The organism is Methylophilus sp. 'Pure River', from assembly GCF_046765995.1.
Classification (GTDB): Bacteria; Pseudomonadota; Gammaproteobacteria; order Burkholderiales; family Methylophilaceae; genus Methylophilus.
The window spans coordinates 34,982-53,432 of record NZ_JBKOUE010000004.1 but is presented as its reverse complement, the minus strand read 5'-3'; the positions used below and the strand labels follow the sequence as shown (position 1 = coordinate 53,432).

The following is an 18,451-nucleotide window of genomic DNA, read 5'->3' as shown; positions in this document are numbered from 1 at the left end:
ATCTATCTTTCAAATGACACAGCAAATTAGTGTACATGAAGTCGCTTTGAAATGCGTAAAATACGCCATTGATTTGATTCACGAGAACGCACAATGAAAACCTTGCTTCTGGTCGACGGTTCCAGTTACCTTTATCGCGCCTTTCACGCCATGCCGGATTTGCGCAATTCGGCCAATGAGCCGGTCGGCGCGATTCAGGGCGTGCTCAACATGCTGCGCCGTCTGCACAAAGACTACCCGTCCGACTACAGCGCCTGTGTGTTTGATGCCAAGGGCAAAACCTTCCGTGACGATTTGTACCCTGAATACAAGGCCAACCGCGCCAGCATGCCGGACGACCTGCGTGCGCAAATCGAGCCGCTGTATGAAACCATACGCGCCATGGGCTGGCCGCTGATTATTGAAGAAGGCGTGGAAGCCGATGATGTCATTGGCGCACTGGCCAAGCAAGCCGAAAAAGAAGGCATCAGAACTATTATCTCCACCGGTGACAAAGACATCACACAGTTGGTGAACGAGCATATCACCGTGGTGAATACCATGCGCGATGCCTTCCGCAAAACCGATGATGTGCTGGATATCACTGGCGTAGAAAACAAGTTTGGCATTCCGCCCAGCAAAATGATTGATTACCTGATCCTGGTCGGCGACACCGCAGACAACGTCCCCGGCGTAGAAAAAGTGGGGCCGAAAACTGCGGTCAAATGGCTGACCGAATACGGCACGCTGGATAACATTATTGCCAATGCTGACAATATCAAAGGCGTGGTTGGCGAAAACCTGCGCAAGGCCCTGCCCTGGCTGCCAACGGCACGCGAACTGATTACCATCCGCTGCGATATTGGCTTATGTGAAAGCTTTGACCAACTGACGACGCAAACGCCTGATAAGGAAAAACTGCTGGCCTTGTTTGACCACTTTGAGTTTCGTAGTTGGAAACGTGAATTGGACAAACTACCAGATGGTGCAACGGCGCCTGTGGTTGAAAATCCGGCCGCGCCTAGCGTCGATTCACTCAGTACGACACCCTCAACGACGTATACCGCAGACACGCGCCGCCAGTACCAGACGATTCTCAATGACGCTGACCTGGATAGCTGGATCGCCAAACTGCAACACGCCGAACTGATATGTTTTGATACCGAAACCACCTCACTCGATGCCATGCAGGCAAAAATTGTCGGCGTGTCGTTTAGTGTGACGCCGGGCGAAGCCGCTTACGTGCCGCTCACGCACGATTATTTTGATGCGCCCGAGCAACTCCCTTTGCAAGCCACATTACACAAATTGCAGCCCATCCTGGAAAATCCTGCGATTAAAAAAGTCGGCCAGAACCTCAAGTACGACATGCATGTGTTGGCCAATCATGGCATCCACTTACAAGGCGTAGCGCATGATACCTTGCTCGAATCGTATGTCTTCGAGAGCCACAAAGGCCATGGCATGGATGAGCTCAGCGAGCGCCATTTAGGCATCACGCCTATCAGCTACGAAACGGTGGCGGGCAAAGGTGCCAAGCAAGTCGGATTTAGCCAGGTGACAGTGGAGCAAGCAGCAGAATATGCCGCTGAGGATGCTGACATCACACTGCAATTACACCAAGCACTGCACCCACAGGTCACCGCGTCTGACAAACTCAACTTCATTTATGAAAAAATTGAATTACCCAGCATGCTGGTGCTGCAACGCATGGAGCGTAATGGTGTGCTCATTGACAGCCACATGCTTAACCGCCAGAGCAATGAAATCGGCCTGCGCCTGATGGAGATTGAAAAACTGGCATTCGAGCTGGCCGGGCAACCGTTCAACCTCGGCAGCCCCAAGCAATTGCAAGAGATTCTATTTGGCAAACTCGGTATCAAGCCATTGAAAAAAACGCCGTCAGGCGCGCCATCGACCGACGAAGATGTGTTGCAGGAGCTGGCGTTGGATTACCCTTTGCCGAAAGTGATTTTGGAGCACAGAAGCCTGGCCAAACTGAAGTCGACCTACACTGACAAACTGCCAAAAATGATTAATACGCAAACCGGGCGCGTGCATACCAATTACAACCAGGCCGTGGCCATCACCGGCCGCCTGGCGAGCTCTGACCCCAACCTGCAAAACATCCCGGTACGTACAGCAGAAGGCCGCCGCATCCGCGAAGCTTTTGTCGCGCCACCTGGCTCGCACATTGTCTCTGCTGACTACTCGCAAATTGAATTACGTATCATGGCGCATCTGTCGCAAGATGCTGGCATGCTGAGCGCGTTTGCCAACAATGAGGACATTCACCGCGCCACTGCTGCAGAGATTTTTGGTGTTGAACGCGCCGCGGTCGACAGCGAGCAGCGCCGCTACGCCAAGGTGATTAACTTTGGCCTGATTTACGGCATGAGCGCGTTTGGCCTGGCACAAAACCTCAATATCGAACGTAGCGCCGCTGCCAATTACATCGAGCGCTATTTTGCCCGCTACCCTGGTGTACGCCAATATATGAACGACACACGCGAACTGGCCAAACAGCAAGGCTATGTTGAAACCATTTTTGGCCGCCGCCTGTGGGTGCCCGAGATCAACAGCGCCAATGTGCAACGCCGCAACGGCGCCGAACGTGCCGCCATTAACGCCCCCATGCAAGGCACCGCCGCTGACTTGATCAAATTGGCCATGATTGCGGTCGACCAATGGCTAACTGCTGAAAAACTGCAGACCAAACTCATCATGCAGGTACACGATGAACTGGTACTGGAAGTGCCGGATGCAGAGTTAGCGCTGATCCAGGAACACCTGCCCAGGCTCATGCAAAGTGTCGCGACGCTGGATGTACCGTTGCTGGCAGAAGTGGGCAGTGGCAACAACTGGGAAAGCGCGCATTAGCGTCTGGGTATGTTAAGGTAATACATCAGTGATAACCCACAGGAGCATGTGCAATGAAGTCTTCACTCGTCATCGGTATTATTTTGATAGCACTCGGCGCAGCCGGGCTGGTGTTTAAAGGCTTTAGTTACGAGAGCAAGGAAACCGTGGCTAAAATCGGCTCGCTGGAAGCCAGTGCAGAAATCACCAAAGATGTCGAGGTTCCACAGGCACTGAGCATCATTGTGCTGGCCGCTGGTGTCGCCATGGTATTGGTCGGCCTGAAAAAATAGCATACGCCGCCCAAGATTTGCCAGTCTATTCTGACAGGGATTTCCTACACTCACTGACAGATAGCCTCACCCGTTCTGGTTAGCATACGGTTTCATCACAACAACAAGGGAGATTCACATGCTTTGGACGATTGTAGTGGGCATTATTGCAGGTTGGTTGGCCGGTTTGATTATGAAGGGTGATGGCTTCGGCCTGATCTGGGACCTGATTCTGGGTATTGCAGGCGCGGTCGTCGGTGGCTGGCTATTTGGCTTGCTGGGCCTGAGTGCCAGCGGCGGCATGGTTGGCAGCATTATCGTCGCCACGATTGGTGCGGTGTTCCTGATTTTTATTTCGCGCTTACTCAGAAAAGCCTAAACACATTACCCTAAGCACGTTACTAAGGTGTAATCACTATATGCTGGAAAAGACGACTTTTCCAGCATCGCCTTTTTTGGCCTGATACATGGCAGCATCTGCTTTTTCCAGCAAGGCTTCAATCTCTTCTTTCTTTTTCGGCCAGGCGAATGCCACGCCTATGCTGCAACCGACGGTGATTTCCTGCCCCGATTGCAAGCGGATGGTTTGCTGGATCGTTTCAATCAACTTCTCTGCGATCTTGCTGGCAAGCACTCTTGGATGATCGGTAAAGGTGAGTAGAATCACGAATTCATCGCCACCAAACCGGCACACCATATCGTCCTCACGCAACACTTTAGGGATACGCTGCGAAATGGTGATCAGCACCTCATCGCCAGCGTGATGCCCCAGCGTGTCATTCACTGCTTTGAAGCCATCCAAATCCAGAAACAGTAAAATCATGCCACGGTTGACGCTGTGCGTATGGGCACTGCTGGCGATACCGCGCATCAGGCTTAACAAACCGCGCCGATTAAACAGCCCGGTCAGCGGGTCTTCGGTGAGCAGTTTTTCCAGTGCATTTTGCTGCGTGTGAAACGCCGTCATATCCATCAAAAAGCTGATGCAAAAGTTGGACTCGCTTTCGACCACGCGCGTGAGTGCAATCCTGAGCGGGATTTCATGACCGTCAGCATGAAAGCCGCTACGCTCCGCCACAATTTTTTCAGAGGTATCCTGCTGCCTGCGTTTTCTGGCATAGGCATTGAGCTGTTTCCAGTCAGGAATCATTTTCGAGACTTGCGTGCCGACAATCAACTGTGCCTGGTAGCCAAACATGCCTTCAAAGGCGCGGTTGACCATCTTGATCAAGCCTTTGGCATCGGTAATCACAATGGCATCGATCGCATTTTGAAAGATGACCCGCATCTGGTGTTCCTTGAACTGCAAATCACGGGCAAGCTGGCGCTGCCTGGCAAGCATATTTTGCGCAATGGCGGCGCCGATCAGGATCAAGGTACCCAATGTCACCAGCGTCGACAAATACCAGCGATCCACCGTCGGCACCGGATGGGCAAACTCGGCGATCCCCACGAACACTGCGGCTGCCATACCGATATAATGCATAATCGTAATGGCAGCACCCATCACCAGCCCGCTAACCACATGGCGCCAGACACGCAATCGCTGCATGCGCTCACATTGCTGGCCAAACCATAAGGCAAGCACCGCAAGCAGTACAGCCACCACCACAGAAATCAGGACCCACCACGGTTTGAAGGTCATGACCGCAGCAGTGCGTATGGCCAGCATGCCGCTGTAATGCATGACCCCAATGCCAAGGCCAATAATCATGCCGCTCAACCATAAATGACTCGCCCCCTGGTCTGCGTGCGAGATCCAGCGCATGGCGGCCCAGGATGCGACAAAAGCCGGCCAGATCGAGAGCAACGTGATGAGCGGGTCATACTTCACGGTCACGCACAGCTCAAATGCCAGCATGCCCAGGAAGTGCATGCTCCAGACGGCCGCGCCTAATGCAATGGCGCCACTCAGTAGCGCAAATTTCTGATCTCTTCTTAACTGGAATTGTTGGGCCAGGTCAGCCAGGTACATGGCCAGGATAGAGGCCACTGCGGCAATCAAATACGACAATACAACCATCCCGCCCTCATAACGGGAGACGAGGATGGAACCTGCTGGACTCACAAGATCAAACAAAAAGTTTGTCAATTGCTGGTATCCAATCACGCATGGTGACGTTCAGGGTGTGGCGTGCGTATGCACTACTCACAACTGGCGCTGAGTGAATTTTGTTGTGCATGCATCACAGCAAAACAAATTTAAAAGCGCTCACTGGTATTATGATGACCTTGAAAAACACTTTCAAAACACATTTACGCAAATTAACCATGAACCAGTTTGGCATTTATATCATTGGCGACGAAATCCTGTCTGGCAAACGTCAGGATGCCCACCTGAGCAAAGTGATTTCGCTGCTGTCAGCCCGCGGTTTGCAACTGAGTTGGGCGCATTTTATTGGTGATATTCCCGAGCAGATTACCGGCCACCTCAAAGCCAGTATGGATCGCGGCGATGTCGTGTTTAGTTTTGGCGGCATAGGCGCCACGCCAGATGACCACACACGGCAATGTGCCGCGGCAGCAGCGGGAGTGCCGATTGAACGCCATGCCGGAGCAGTCGCGAATATTGAAGCGCGCTATGGCGAAAGCGCTTATCCCAAACGCGTATTGATGGCTGACTTTCCCCAGGGCTGTGACCTGATTCCCAACCCGGTCAACCAGGTTGCCGGGTTTAGCATGCATGAGCATTATTTTGTGCCCGGGTTTCCAGAAATGGCACACCCCATGATTGAGTGGGTACTGGATACCTACTACAGCCACCTGTTTCATACCGCAGACTATCTGGAGCAGGCCATTGTGGTCACCGAGGCAGGTGAAAGTGACCTTATTGATTTAATGAATCATATGCTGAGCCACTATCCCATGCTGAAACTGTTCAGCTTGCCACGGACCAATCAACGCAGGACGACCGAAGTGGGCATGAAAGGCCAGAGTGCGCTGGTCAAACAGGCCATGCAGGATTTAAAAGCCGGGGTATCGGCCCTCGGTTACCCTTGGGTAGATGTATAAACGCGATGGATTGCCGTCCGCAATGTGGTGCTTGTTGTATTGCACCTTCGATTACCAGCGCCATTCCGGGCATGCCGGAGGGTAAGCCCGCCGGGGTTGCTTGTATTCAATTAGACGAATTACTCAGGTGCAAACTGTTTGGCAAACCCGAGCGGCCGGACTTTTGTGGCGGCTTGCAGCCTAGCCTGGAGATGTGCGGCGACGCAAAACAACCGCGTGAATATGCCATACGCTGGCTGAGCGCACTGGAATTAGCGACCCAGCCAGATACGCCTGACCATTAGGGTTTACGGTAGGCCCAGCGCATCATGCCCAGCCCAATCAGGATCATGGGCACACACAACCACTGCCCCATACTCAAACCCAGCGACAACAGGCCTAAAAAGCTATCCGGCTCACGGGTAAACTCCACAATAAAACGGAAGCTGCCATAACACAGCAGGAACATCGCCGAGATAGCGCCTATCGGGCGCTTTTTACCAGCGAATGTCCATAACACCAGAAACAACACAATGCCTTCCAGTGCAAATTCATACAATTGCGACGGATGGCGCGCCACCTGATCGACTGCCGGGAAAATCATGCCCCAATCGGCGTTGGTCGGACGGCCCCACAACTCGGCATTGATAAAATTACCCAGGCGGCCTGCACCCAAGCCAATCGGCACCAGGGGCGCCACAAAATCCATCAGTTGCAACCAAATCACGCCACGTTTGCGCGCAAACAGCGCCATAGCCACCATCACGCCAATAAAGCCGCCATGGAACGACATGCCGCCCTGCCACAAGGCAAAAATTTCCAGCGGATGTTGCAGAAAATAAGCTGGTTGGTAAAACAGCACATAGCCCAAACGACCACCAAACACCACGCCCAGCGCAATGTAAAACAGCATATCGTCCGGGTCGCGTTCCTGCCAGGGGGAGGCCGGATCCAGTTTGCGCAAGCGCTTGACCTGGTATTGCCCCAGCCACAAGCCGCCAAAAAAGCCGACCAGGTACATCAGGCCATACCAATGGATGCCGAAACTGCCGATTTGCAATGCGATGGGGTTAAATCCCGGATGGGTAAACATGCCTAATCACCGTGAAGAAAACTGCATTATACCTGCTGCGCGAGATGCGTCAGTCATACTGCGCCGCACTGGCTGGCATTTTCCAGACGGCCAGTACACTCACCAACGCCATCAGTGACATATAGCCACCCACCCAGGCCAGTCCGCCCTGCTGTACCAGAAACTGCGCAACCGCAGGCGCAAACGATGCGCCCAATATACCGCCAAACTGGTAACTCAGCCCTGCGCCGGTATAACGCACAGCCACCGGAAACTGCGCCGGTAAAAACGCCCCCATAGGTGCAAATGTGATGCCCATCAAAAACAGCGCAAGAAATAAAAAGAGTGCGATCAGCCATAATTGACCACTACCGATGAGTGGTGCCAGCATGAATCCCAGTAACAAGGCCAGGATTTGACCGGTCATTAACACTGGCCTGCTACCGTAACGATCTGCCAGCGCTGCCGCGAACGGTGTCGCCAACGCCATGCCGATAACCGCAATACACAACATGGCCAGAAACTGTGGCTGTGCGATGTGCAGGGTTTGCGTACCATAGCTCAGGCAAAACACAGTGGCAGTATAAAACAGGTGATAGCACACGCCCATGGCGAGGGCGCCCAGTAAAATCGCGCGGCCATGCTGACACAGGACCGCTTTCAGCGGCCAGCGATGCAAATGCTGTTGCGAGCGCGCTTGCGAAAAAGCCGGTGTTTCTGCCAGCTTGAACCTGACGTACAAGCCGACCATGACCAGGGCCGCACTGATAACAAACGGCACCCGCCAACCCCACAACGCAAACTGTGCCTCGCTCAGGCCCAGGCTCAAGCCCAGGAATGTCAGTGTCGCCAGTAAAAATCCGATGGATGGCCCGAGTTGTGGAAACATGCCGTACCAGCCACGTTTGTGGGCAGGCGCATATTCGGTTGCCAGCAAGGCCGCACCGGCCCACTCGCCTCCCAGGCCGATGCCTTGGCCAAACCGTAACAGGCACAACAATAGCGGCGCCCAGCTGCCCCAACTAGCATAGCCAGGTAACAACCCAATCAGGAAGGTAGACGCGCCCATCACCAGCAATGAGGCCGCCAGCGTCGACTTGCGGCCAATGCGGTCGCCAAAATGGCCAAACAGCAATGCGCCCAAGGGCCGCGCAATAAACGCCAGGCCAAAGGTGAGCAACGCATTCAGGGATTGCATGGCCGGATCACTGGCCGGGAAAAACACCTGCCCGATCACCAGCGCAGCGGCCATGGCGTAAATGTAAAAATCGTAGAACTCGATGGCGGTGCCAATGAAGCTGGCAAAGGCGATATGTTTCAGGGAGGGTGTGGTCATGCCCGCATCTTACATGCACACCGTTTAAAAGTGCTATCTACGGTTGTTACGCCAATAAAAAAACCGGGGCAACGACTCCTCGTTACCCCGGCTAGCTCACACTCACATGCAAAGAATTACTTTTTAGCTTGTGCCTCAGCCGCAACACTTTCCGGCTTCCAGCCACCGCCGAGTGCCTTGAACAAATCAACCGATGCGGTCAATGTATTCTGGCGGCTCTGAACCACGGCCTGTGTGGCTTCATTATGGTTACGCTGCGCATCCAGCACTTCCAGGTAGCTGGTATAGCCTGCCTCGTAGCGGTTTTTCGCCACGCGCAGAATATTGCCAGTGGTTTTCTCCTTGGACACGGCCAGGGCTTCTTGCTCACGGTATTGTTGCGCGTTGACCAGCGCATCGCTGACTTCGGTAAACGCGGTTTGCAAGGTATTCTGGTAAGTTGCCAGCACTTGTTTTTGCTGCGCTGTCGCCTGATCCAGACGTGCATTCAGGCGGCCGCCGTTGAAAATCGGCATGCTGATATCCAAACCAAGTGACCAGACGCGTGCAGGCGATTTCAGCAGGTTATTCAGCGCAATACTCTCGCCACCATAAGTGGTAGAAAGCGAGATACTTGGGTAAAACGCCGCGCGTGCTACCGCAATATTGGCATTGGCTGACACCATATCCTGCTCTGCCTGGCGCACATCCGGCCGGGCTTCCATCAGGGCAGATGGCAAGCCAGTTGGCGCGACTGGTGGGGTTGGCATGGCCATCAGGTCACCGGCAGCGATTTTCAAGCCCAGGTCATTGGTCAGCAAACCGATCTGATGCTCACTCAAAGCGCGCAAGCGCTTCAATTCCAGCGTCTGCGTTTGCAGGGTAGTCACCACCAGCTCTGCCTGGTGTGCGTCCAGAATGGTAGACACGCCACCTTCCACCCGGCGTTTGGCCAGGTCCAGGCTATCCTGTGCAGTTTTCAGGTTTTGCGTATTGACCAGCAATTGCGCATCCAGGCTGCGTATCATCAGGTAATGATTGGCCACCAGGCTGGATAATGACCAGGTCACGGCCTCTTTGGCATAACGCGTTGCCAGCAGCTGCGCACGCGCAGCTTCATTGGCACGGCGCAGTTTGCCCCACAGATCCAGCTCATAACTACCGTTCAAACCCACTTTATAGGTTTTACGCGGGTTGTTACCAAACACCGGGAACACACCGGACTCGGTGACGCGGTTACGTAAACCGGAACCGGTTGCGGTCACGGTCGGCAACAGGTTGGCACCGATTTCACGCATTTGCGCATCAGCCTCTTCAATCCGTGCCACAGCCAGTTGCACGTTATTGTTTTTGGCCAGCGCAGTGTCTACCAACTGGTTTAACTGGCTGTCATTAAACAGCGTCCACCATTGCTGCAACGCCAGTTGCTGCTCTGCGCTGAGCGCGTTGGCACCCGCAGCGCCATATTCGGCTGGCAACTGTGGGGCAGGACGTGAATACAAATCACCCAGCATCTGGCAACCCGTCATGGACAAGGTCAGCAAGCCCAGCAGCAGTGACTGCTGTAATGGTTTTAATGCAAACTTCATTGTCGGTTTCATACCGATTCCTCTTCTACAATATGCCCATGGTGACGCACTTTTTTCTCATTGGTCAGCCAGGTAAAGAACAACGGGATAAAGATGGTGGCAATAAACGTTGCCAGCAACATACCGCCGAACACGCCGGTACCCATGGACTGGCGCGCTGCCGCACCGGCCCCGGTGGCAAATACCAGGGGGATGATCCCCAGTACGAACGCCATCGACGTCATCACAATCGGTCTGAAGCGCAGACGTGCTGCTTCCAGTGCGGCTTCAACCAACGGCATGCCTTCTTCCATTTTCTGTGAAGCAAATTCCACGATCAGAATCGCGTTCTTCGCCGCCAGGCCAATCAGCGTAATCAAGCCGATCTGGAAGTAAATGTCATTGTTCATGCCGCGTGTCAGCACTGCAATCAAGGCACCGGTCATGGCAAACGGAATCGCCATAATCACCGCCAGTGGCAACGCCCAGGTTTCAAACTGTGCCGCCAGGATCAGGAACACCATAATAGTGGCGAAGCCAAATGCCACCAATGCAGCGGAACCAGTACGCTTCTCCTGGTAAGCCTGGCCAGTCCAGGCAATCTGGTAACCATCAGGCATGTTTTCTTTGGCAATTTTTTCCACCAGTTTAATCGCGTCACCGGAGCTCACACCTGGCGCACCACTACCAAATACCTTGGCAGACAACAGGCCGTTATAACGCTCCAGTTGCTCGGCACCAACGATATTGCTCACTTTAGCCAGCGCAGACATCGGGATCATATTGCCATCCGGATTGTCCGCTGTTGGCTGGCTGCGCACATACACTTTACCCAAGTCTTCAGGTTTCATGCGGTACTCGGCCTCAGCCTGCAACTGCACGCGGTAGGTACGGCCGCTACGGTTAAAGTCGTTCACGTACAGTGAGCCCATGGTGCTTTGCAGCGTGGCATAAATGTCTGAAATTTTGACATTCTGTGACAGCGCTTTGGCTTCATCCACCTCGATAAACAACTGAGGCACAGTGGGACGGAAGAAGCTGTTTATCTGGGTCAGTTGCGGATTAGCACGCATTGCATCCATAAAGTTATTCATGACTTGTGCGAGTTTAGCTGCATCAGTATCGCCCTGGCTTTGTACGTACACCTCAAAACCACCGGCAGAGCCCAGGCCACGAATCGCTGGCGGGTTCACTGCAAAGCTCAAGCCGTCTGGCTGGCTCATGCCGATGCCAATCAGTTTGCCCACCATCTGGTCAGCATTGGTGGTCCGTTTATCCCAGTCCGTCATACGCACAAACATGGTCGCCGCATTGGTTTTGTTGGCGCCGGTCAGCAACTCAAAGCCGTTCACCGCAAACTCATGCGCAGTGGCTGGATCTTTCGCAATCGCTGCACGAATGTTTTCTGTGGTTTGTGAAGTTCGTTTCAAAGTGGCGCCATCCGGCATCACTACGATACTGATCACATAGCCCTGGTCTTCCGGCGGTACAAAGCCACCCGGTACGGTACGGAACAGGAAGATCATCACGATCAACATGCCGCCAAATACCACAGCACCAATGATTTTATGATGCAGCGTCAGGTTCACCGTGCCGGTATACAGCTTGGTTAAACGGTCAAAGCCCTGGTTGAATTTCCTGAAAAAGGCATTCTCATGATGGCCATTCTTCAAAATCATCGCGCACAGTGCAGGTGTCAGCGTCAGCGCCACCACCCCTGAAATCACCACAGAAATCGCCACGGTCACCGCAAACTGACGGTACAACTCACCGGCAATACCGCCCTGGAAAGCCACGGGCACGAACACCGCACACAGCACCAGCACAATCGCCACCACAGCCGCCTGCACCTGGGCGATAGACTTAATCGCCGCATGCAATGGATTGAGGTTTTCTTCCTTCATCAGGCGCTCGGTGTTTTCGAGCACCACAATCGCATCATCCACCACGATACCAATCGCCAGAATCATGGCAAACAGCGTCAACAGGTTGATGGAGAAGCCAAACAGATACAAGCCGGCAAAGGTACCGATAATCGAAATTGGCACCGCAATCATCGGGATCAGGGTCGCGCGCCAGCTTTGCAGGAACAGGAACACCACCAGCACTACCAGCACCAGCGCCTCACCAAAGGTATGGAACACTTCTTTGATGGTCGCTTTCACGAAGTCACTGGTATCGTAAGGAATGTTGTAGTCCATGCCCTCTGGGAACTTGAGTTTCAACTCGTTGACTTTGGCCTTGATGGCTTCGGCAGTTTCCAGCGCATTGGCGCCACTCTGCAAGAAGATAGGCAGCGCTACACCTGGTTGTCCATTCAGCGCAGACGCCACGTTGTAGCTCTGTGCGCCCAACTCAATACGCGCCACATCTTTCAGGCGCAGCACACCGTTAGGGCCTTGCGCACGCACAATGATGTTGCCGAACTCTTCCGGATCAATCAGGCGGCCTTTTGCGGTCACGGTAAATGACAGTTGCTGGCTGGCTGGCGCGGGTTCTGCACCAATCTTACCGGCGGCGTATTGCGCGTTTTGTGCACTGATGGCCGCAGAAATATCGCTGGTAGACACGCCCAGTTGCGCCATACGGTCAGGACGCAACCAGATACGCATGGAGTAATCCTGGCCACCAAAAATAGTGACATCACCCACACCTTTAATGCGCTTAAACTCATCCAGCACATTCAAGGTGGCGTAGTTACTCAGGAACAGACGGTCATGTTCTTTTTTGCTGGAGATCAGCATCACCACCAGCAGGATGTCGTTGGAACGTTTTTGCACCACGACGCCTGTCCGGCGTACATCTTCCGGCAAACGTGGCAAGGCAATATTCACGCGGTTGCTGACGTTAAAAGTAGCCTGGTCAACATTGGTACCAATGTCAAACGTCGCCGTAATGGTCAACGTACCACTACTGTCAGAACTGGAGTTAAAGTACAGCAGGTTTTCCACGCCGCTTAACTGCTCTTCAATCGGGGCAGCCACGGTTTTGGACAGGGTCTCAGCACTGGCACCAGGGTAACTGGCGGTGATAATCACGGTTGGCGGGGCAATTTGCGGATATTGCGCAATCGGCAGCTTGAATGCTGCCGCCAAACCGGACAACACGATGATGATAGACAGCACGCTGGCAAAAATCGGGCGTGTGATAAAAAATCGGGTCATATCGTTTTTCCTGAAATCGGCCTGAAACGACGTTCAGGCCGTGAATCACATAATGTAAACGTTAAGATTGCGAGTTAAGACTTGGCTTTTTCTGGTGCCTGGCCTTGTGGCGCTGCCGGGGCAGCATCTGGCGCATGGGGCGCAACCGGGGCACCTGGACGTACCTTAATCAGGTTGTCGGTAATCACCTGGTCACCGGCTTTCAAGCCCTCCAATACGCTCCAGCGCTCACCGAACCAGCCACCCACAGTGATCGGTCTGACGGCAGCCACGGTTTTGCCTTCTTTGTCCTTATCCGCCACAAACACAAACTTGCCTTGCTGGCCAGTTAATACCGCCGTTTGCGGAATCAGGAACACGCCATCACGCTTGCCTGTGGTCAGGCGTACACGTACGAACTGGCCTGGCAACAAAGCGCTGTCCGGATTCTGGAACTCGGCACGCAGCTGCTGTGTGCCCAATGCCGGGTCAATCTGGCTGGCAGAGAAGTTGATTTTGCCTGACAGTGGATACTCACTACCATCGGCCAGCACCAAACGCACATCTTGCACTTTGCCGGGACGTAGATGCCCGCCCAATGCCTGCAACTCAGACTCGGACAAGCTGAAACGTACCCAGATAGGCGACACCTGTACAATGGTGCTCAACAGTGTGCTATTGGCCGTGGCCAATGCACCTTCAGATAAGACAAAACGGCCGCCAATACCACCTTCAGGCGCCTTGACGTGGGTATAAGACAGGTTCAATTCAGCTTCACGCAATTGCGCCTGGTATTGCAGCAAAGTAGCGGCGGCGACTGAGTTATCAGAAGCGGCATTGTCATATTCACGCTGGCTGATGGATTTGGTTTCCAGCAAGCCTTTCAAGCGTTGCGCTTCACGTGCAGTTTGCTCAATGCGGGCTTTTTGCTGTGCAATCAGTGCTCTCGATTGCTCCACTTGCAACTGGAAAGGCACCGGGTCAATCAGGAACATATCCTGACCGGCCTTCACTGTCTCGCCTTCCTGATAGAGGCGTTTGAGCACAATCCCACCCACGCGTGGACGGACTTCAATCTGTTTGGCACCTTCTGTTTGTGCAACCACTTCTGTTTGAATCGGAACCGTCTCCGCTGCCACTGCCTGCACGGTCACCGGCATGGCTGGCATGCCGCCCGCGCCCGGGTTTTGCCCTTCAGGAGATTTTCCGCAAGCGGCTAACACTGAAGCTAAAGCAAGTAAAACCAGTGTACGACGAGGTTGGATAGTCTGTGAAATCAACATGTTATCCTCAAAAAATTTTATAAATAGACTTGATTACATACATTCTTGGATGTATATTATATACAAACACGAATGTATGTAAATGGGTTTTGCAAAAAATTTGCCGAACGACTTACCAGTGGCAGCCAAGCACAACTGGTAAAATACCCGACATTCAAGAAACTTTAATGAAACCTTAAAGAGCGATAGAGACGATGGTACGTAAAACCAAAGAAGATGCCGCAATTACCCGCCAGCGCATTATTGATGCCGCGCGAGAAATGTTCCTGCAAAAAGGCGTCAGCCGCACCAGCCTGGAGCAAATTGCCACCCACGCCAGCGTCACGCGTGGCGCCGTCTATTGGCACTTTCAAAACAAGGCTGAACTGTTTCATGCCATGCGCGAAGAGGTCTACCTGCCCCTGATTGACCGCATGGATGACACTCTGCTCGGCAACGCCGACGAGCCCGCCCCCGACCCGTTGGGCCGCATTCGCAAACATCTGGAAAGCACCATCCAGATCCTGGATGACGACCAGACCACGCGCGCCACTTACGAAGTCATGATGACTAAATGCGAATATGTCGATGAGTTTGCCGATGTATTGAAATCAATTTTAAGTAACTGTAGCGGACTCGTGCACAAAATGGAACAGGCCTATGCAAAAGCACAGGAAATTGGCCAGGTCGGCACCCAGCTCACCGCCGCCGAGTTAGCCCTGGATACCCACCTGTTTTTCTCCGGCCTGCTTCATATGTGGGTCAAAGACACCGAAGGCTCTTTGTTCCGCGACCGCGCCATGCAACTCATCGATGCACACATCAAGTTGCGTAAAAAATAAGCAAAAAAGCAGTTTACGCATTCCCTGATCGACGATTTGCAGTTAAAATAGTCAGTCTTTTCACTGACTTAATCCATCGCAAGCCCATGCAAATCGGATCCCATCAATTAAAAAACAACCTGGTTGTCGCCCCTATGGCAGGTGTGACCGACAGGCCTTTCCGTATGCTGTGCAAGAAGATGGGGGCTGGGCTGGCCGTGTCAGAAATGGTGACCTCCAACTCATTGTTGTACGGTAGCGAAAAAACCAAACGCCGCGCCAACCACGAAGGTGAAGTCAGCCCGATTTCGGTACAAATTGCCGGCGCCGAACCCGCCATGATGGCAGAAGCCGCCAGACACAATGTGGACAATGGTGCGCAAATCATTGATATCAACATGGGCTGTCCGGCCAAGAAGATCTGTAATGTGATGGCGGGCTCTGCCCTGCTGCGCGACGAACCCTTGGTGTCACAGATTCTCAAGGCGGTGGTCAATGCGGTGGATGTGCCCGTCACGCTTAAAATCCGTACTGGCTGGGACAGGCAAAACAAAAACGCTATCCAGATTGCCAAAATGGCAGAAGATATTGGCGTACAAGCGCTGACTATTCATGGCCGTACACGTAACGACCTTTACCATGGTGACGCAGAGTACGACACCATTGCCGCGGTAAAACAGGCAATCAACATCCCATTGATCGCCAACGGCGACATTACCACCCCGGAAAAAGCCAAGTTCGTGCTCGACTACACCAAAGCCGATGCGGTGATGATTGGCCGCGCCGCACAAGGCCGCCCATGGATTTTCCGTGAAACCGAGCATTTCCTGAACACTGGCGAGCATATGCTGCCTCCCACCGTGGATGAAATTCACCAGGTCATGCTGGAGCACTTGCATGATTTATACGATTTCTACGGCGACCTCACCGGCATGCGTGTGGCACGCAAGCATATCTCCTGGTACACCAAAGGCCTGTCAGGCTCGGCCGCGTTCCGCCACAACATGAATACGCTGCAAACCATAGAATTGCAATTACAGGCCATCAATGACTTTTTTGCCGAACTCCGTGCCAAAAATGACCGCCTGGTGTATGCGGATGATGCTGACTCAGATAACGAAAACAATGGCGGCGAGGAGTTGGCAGCATAATGCAAAACGATAGTAAATTAAGCCTCGCCGTGCGCGAGTCACTGGACGACTATTTCACGCATCTGGATGGGCAACCACCACATGCGATTTACGACATGGTACTCAGCTGCGTCGAAAAGCCCATGCTGGAGTACGTCCTCAACAAAGTCGGCGGCAATCAAAGCAAAGCCGCAGACATGATGGGCATTAACCGCAATACCCTGAGAAAAAAGATGGCCGCCTACGGCCTGGAATAAATTACACCGGGCCTGATGGCACTTCATCATCAGGCCTTTTTCATTTTCTTTATCACGCAACTCCACTCAATTCATTATGACGATTAAACGCGCGCTTATCAGTGTTTCCGATAAAACCGGTGTGCTCGAACTGGCACAATCCCTGCACCAGCTTGGTGTAGAAATCCTTTCTACTGGCGGTACCGCCAAACTGTTCCGCGACAACCAAATTCCAGTCAAGGAAGTCAGTGACTTTACCGGCTTCCCGGAAATGTTGGACGGCCGCGTCAAAACCCTGCACCCGAAAGTGCATGGCGGCCTACTGGGCCGCCGTGATTTGCCTGAACACGTTGCTGCCATGCAGCAATATGGCATTGAAAACATCGACCTGCTGGCGGTGAACCTGTATCCGTTTGAAGCAACCGTCGCCAAAGCCAACTGCACGCTGGAAGATGCAATTGAAAACATCGATATCGGCGGCCCGGCCATGGTGCGCTCTGCGGCTAAAAACTGGAATGATGTCGCGGTGTTGACCGACGCGGCACAATACGCCGACGTGGTGAGTGAGCTGCAAGCCAACAACGGCAGCATATCCAAGGCGACCCGTTTCAAACTGTCCGTGGCAGCGTTTAACCGCATTGCACAGTATGATGCAGCCATCAGCAACTACCTGTCTGCGATTGACTTCGCCGAAACTGAATCTGCTGGCAAGCCAGTGCTGAGCCAATTCCCAGGCCAAATGAACAGCAACTTTGTCAAAGTACAAGACCTGCGCTACGGTGAAAACAGCCACCAGCAAGCCGCTTTTTACCGCGACCTCTACCCTGCCCCCGGCAGCCTGGCTACCGCGCAACAACTGCAAGGCAAAGAACTCAGCTATAACAACATTGCTGACGCCGATGCGGCTTGGGAAGCAGTGAAATCCTTCACTGGCCCGGCCTGTGTGATCGTCAAACACGCCAACCCATGCGGCGTAGCGGTTGGCATCAATGCACTTGAGTCATACAGCAAGGCCTTTAAAACCGACCCGACCTCAGCCTTTGGCGGCATTATCGCCTTTAACAGCACGCTGGATGGTGCAGCCGCCGAAGCGGTGTCCAAGCAATTTGTAGAAGTATTGATTGCACCTGACTTTACGCCAGAAGCGCTGGCCATTTTCAGTGCCAAAGCCAATGTGCGCGTATTGAAGATTGCCTTGCCACAAGGCGGCAACACCGCCTGGGAGCAAGGCCGCAACGCGGTAGATTCCAAGCGTGTAGGTTCCGGCATTTTGCTGCAATCGGCCGACAACCATGAAATGCAACTGGCCGACCTCAAGATCGTGACCAAACTGCATCCAACACCAGCACAAATGCAAGACCTGCTGTTTGCCTGGAACGTGGCTAAATACGTGAAATCCAATGCCATCGTCTTCTGTGGCAATGGCATGACCCTGGGCGTGGGCGCTGGCCAGATGAGCCGTGTCGACAGCACCAAAATCGCCGCCATCAAGGCACAAAATGCTGGCCTGAGCCTGCAAGGCTCTGTGGTCGCTTCTGATGCATTCTTCCCGTTCCGCGACGGCGTGGATGTATTAGCAGACGCCGGTGCCAGCTGTGTTATCCATCCGGGTGGCAGCATGCGCGACGAAGAGGTGATTGCGGCGGCCGACGAACGTGGCTTGGCCATGGTGGTGACAGGCATTCGTCACTTTAGACATTAATTCTATTTGCCACAGAGGGCACCGAGACCACAGAGAATATCTTTAATTATGTTTTCCTCTGTAGCCTCGGTGCCCTCTGTGGCTCAAACTCAATTAGGTAA

Annotated in this window: 15 protein-coding genes; 9 read left to right on the top strand and 6 right to left on the bottom strand. The window is 53.4% G+C overall.

All coding sequences use genetic code 11. The features are described from left to right. The first annotated feature begins 93 nt into the window (after nt 1-93). From polA to ACIDE9_RS05645, 3 genes are all read left to right on the top strand, one after another. A complete protein-coding gene (gene polA / locus ACIDE9_RS05655) occupies nt 94-2,859 on the top strand; it encodes a DNA polymerase I (RefSeq protein ID WP_411993372.1) in 2,766 nt (921 codons plus the stop codon). A gap of 53 nt (nt 2,860-2,912) precedes the next feature. Continuing rightward, nucleotides 2,913-3,131 carry a hypothetical protein gene (locus ACIDE9_RS05650; RefSeq protein ID WP_411993370.1) on the top strand — a complete coding sequence of 73 codons (219 nt, stop codon included), beginning with the start codon at nt 2,913-2,915 and terminating at the stop codon, nt 3,129-3,131. 118 nt (nt 3,132-3,249) lie between these two features. Then, entirely contained in the window at nt 3,250-3,489 is a 240-nt protein-coding gene (locus ACIDE9_RS05645) for a GlsB/YeaQ/YmgE family stress response membrane protein (protein WP_411993368.1), read from the top strand. Nucleotides 3,490-3,525: 36 nt separating this feature from the next. Here the strand turns inward: ACIDE9_RS05645 and ACIDE9_RS05640 are convergent, their stop codons facing one another. Continuing rightward, entirely contained in the window at nt 3,526-5,133 is a 1,608-nt protein-coding gene (locus ACIDE9_RS05640) for a diguanylate cyclase (protein WP_411993366.1), read from the bottom strand. 248 nt (nt 5,134-5,381) lie between these two features. On the opposite strand from ACIDE9_RS05640, the gene ACIDE9_RS05635 reads away from it, so the two are divergent. Then, the gene (locus tag ACIDE9_RS05635; protein WP_411993721.1) at nt 5,382-6,122 is read left to right on the top strand and encodes a competence/damage-inducible protein A; all 741 of its coding nucleotides are present in this window, start codon (nt 5,382-5,384) and stop codon (nt 6,120-6,122) included. A gap of 5 nt (nt 6,123-6,127) precedes the next feature. Beyond that, on the top strand, nt 6,128-6,406 hold the full coding sequence (locus ACIDE9_RS05630; protein ID WP_411993364.1) for a YkgJ family cysteine cluster protein: 279 nt from the start codon (nt 6,128-6,130) through the stop codon (nt 6,404-6,406). Here the strand turns inward: ACIDE9_RS05630 and lgt are convergent. The 5 genes from lgt to ACIDE9_RS05605 all read right to left on the bottom strand — a co-directional run bounded on the left by lgt (nt 6,403) and on the right by ACIDE9_RS05605 (nt 14,482). After that, complete coding sequence (gene lgt / locus ACIDE9_RS05625; RefSeq protein ID WP_411993362.1) at nt 6,403-7,194, bottom strand: prolipoprotein diacylglyceryl transferase; 792 nt, start codon at nt 7,192-7,194, stop codon at nt 6,403-6,405. The two genes, ACIDE9_RS05630 and lgt, sit on opposite strands and share 4 nt — an antisense overlap. 49 nt (nt 7,195-7,243) lie before the next feature. Further along, on the bottom strand, nt 7,244-8,509 hold the full coding sequence (locus ACIDE9_RS05620) for an MFS transporter (protein WP_411993360.1): 1,266 nt from the start codon (nt 8,507-8,509) through the stop codon (nt 7,244-7,246). Nucleotides 8,510-8,625: 116 nt separating this feature from the next. After that, nucleotides 8,626-10,089, bottom strand: a complete 1,464-nt coding sequence (locus tag ACIDE9_RS05615) for an efflux transporter outer membrane subunit (protein WP_411993358.1) — start codon at nt 10,087-10,089, stop codon at nt 8,626-8,628. Then, nucleotides 10,086-13,220 (bottom strand): efflux RND transporter permease subunit, encoded by a 3,135-nt coding sequence (locus ACIDE9_RS05610; RefSeq protein WP_411993356.1) that lies wholly within the window; start codon nt 13,218-13,220, stop codon nt 10,086-10,088. Before ACIDE9_RS05610 ends, ACIDE9_RS05615 begins: the two co-directional genes overlap by 4 nt. A gap of 74 nt (nt 13,221-13,294) precedes the next feature. Continuing rightward, nucleotides 13,295-14,482, bottom strand: coding sequence for an efflux RND transporter periplasmic adaptor subunit (locus ACIDE9_RS05605; protein ID WP_194752805.1), 1,188 nt, complete (start codon nt 14,480-14,482; stop codon nt 13,295-13,297). A gap of 194 nt (nt 14,483-14,676) precedes the next feature. Here ACIDE9_RS05605 and ACIDE9_RS05600 point away from each other — a divergent pair, with 194 nt between their 5' ends. The 4 genes from ACIDE9_RS05600 (at nt 14,677) to purH (ending at nt 18,350) form a co-directional block, all read left to right on the top strand. After that, nucleotides 14,677-15,303, top strand: a complete 627-nt coding sequence (locus ACIDE9_RS05600; protein WP_194752804.1) for a TetR family transcriptional regulator — start codon at nt 14,677-14,679, stop codon at nt 15,301-15,303. A gap of 86 nt (nt 15,304-15,389) precedes the next feature. Continuing rightward, a complete protein-coding gene (gene dusB, locus ACIDE9_RS05595) occupies nt 15,390-16,433 on the top strand; it encodes a tRNA dihydrouridine synthase DusB (RefSeq protein ID WP_194752803.1) in 1,044 nt (347 codons plus the stop codon). Further along, nucleotides 16,433-16,669 (top strand): helix-turn-helix domain-containing protein, encoded by a 237-nt coding sequence (locus tag ACIDE9_RS05590; protein ID WP_194740384.1) that lies wholly within the window; start codon nt 16,433-16,435, stop codon nt 16,667-16,669. The genes dusB and ACIDE9_RS05590 overlap by 1 nt, the downstream gene beginning before the upstream one ends. Nucleotides 16,670-16,745: 76 nt before the next feature. Then, the gene (gene purH / locus ACIDE9_RS05585; protein ID WP_411993352.1) at nt 16,746-18,350 is read left to right on the top strand and encodes a bifunctional phosphoribosylaminoimidazolecarboxamide formyltransferase/IMP cyclohydrolase; all 1,605 of its coding nucleotides are present in this window, start codon (nt 16,746-16,748) and stop codon (nt 18,348-18,350) included. The last annotated feature ends 101 nt before the right edge of the window (nt 18,351-18,451 follow it).

Coding starts and splice junctions, on each gene's coding strand:
- polA (WP_411993372.1), top strand. CDS start 94: ATGAAAACCTTGCTTCTGGTCGACGGTTCCAGTTACCTTTATCGCGCC.
- ACIDE9_RS05650 (WP_411993370.1), top strand. CDS start 2,913: ATGAAGTCTTCACTCGTCATCGGTATTATTTTGATAGCACTCGGCGCA.
- ACIDE9_RS05645 (WP_411993368.1), top strand. CDS start 3,250: ATGCTTTGGACGATTGTAGTGGGCATTATTGCAGGTTGGTTGGCCGGT.
- ACIDE9_RS05640 (WP_411993366.1), bottom strand. CDS start 5,133: ATGGTTGTATTGTCGTATTTGATTGCCGCAGTGGCCTCTATCCTGGCC.
- ACIDE9_RS05635 (WP_411993721.1), top strand. CDS start 5,382: ATGAACCAGTTTGGCATTTATATCATTGGCGACGAAATCCTGTCTGGC.
- ACIDE9_RS05630 (WP_411993364.1), top strand. CDS start 6,128: ATGGATTGCCGTCCGCAATGTGGTGCTTGTTGTATTGCACCTTCGATT.
- lgt (WP_411993362.1), bottom strand. CDS start 7,194: ATGTTTACCCATCCGGGATTTAACCCCATCGCATTGCAAATCGGCAGT.
- ACIDE9_RS05620 (WP_411993360.1), bottom strand. CDS start 8,509: ATGACCACACCCTCCCTGAAACATATCGCCTTTGCCAGCTTCATTGGC.
- ACIDE9_RS05615 (WP_411993358.1), bottom strand. CDS start 10,089: ATGAAACCGACAATGAAGTTTGCATTAAAACCATTACAGCAGTCACTG.
- ACIDE9_RS05610 (WP_411993356.1), bottom strand. CDS start 13,220: ATGACCCGATTTTTTATCACACGCCCGATTTTTGCCAGCGTGCTGTCT.
- ACIDE9_RS05605 (WP_194752805.1), bottom strand. CDS start 14,482: ATGTTGATTTCACAGACTATCCAACCTCGTCGTACACTGGTTTTACTT.
- ACIDE9_RS05600 (WP_194752804.1), top strand. CDS start 14,677: ATGGTACGTAAAACCAAAGAAGATGCCGCAATTACCCGCCAGCGCATT.
- dusB (WP_194752803.1), top strand. CDS start 15,390: ATGCAAATCGGATCCCATCAATTAAAAAACAACCTGGTTGTCGCCCCT.
- ACIDE9_RS05590 (WP_194740384.1), top strand. CDS start 16,433: ATGCAAAACGATAGTAAATTAAGCCTCGCCGTGCGCGAGTCACTGGAC.
- purH (WP_411993352.1), top strand. CDS start 16,746: ATGACGATTAAACGCGCGCTTATCAGTGTTTCCGATAAAACCGGTGTG.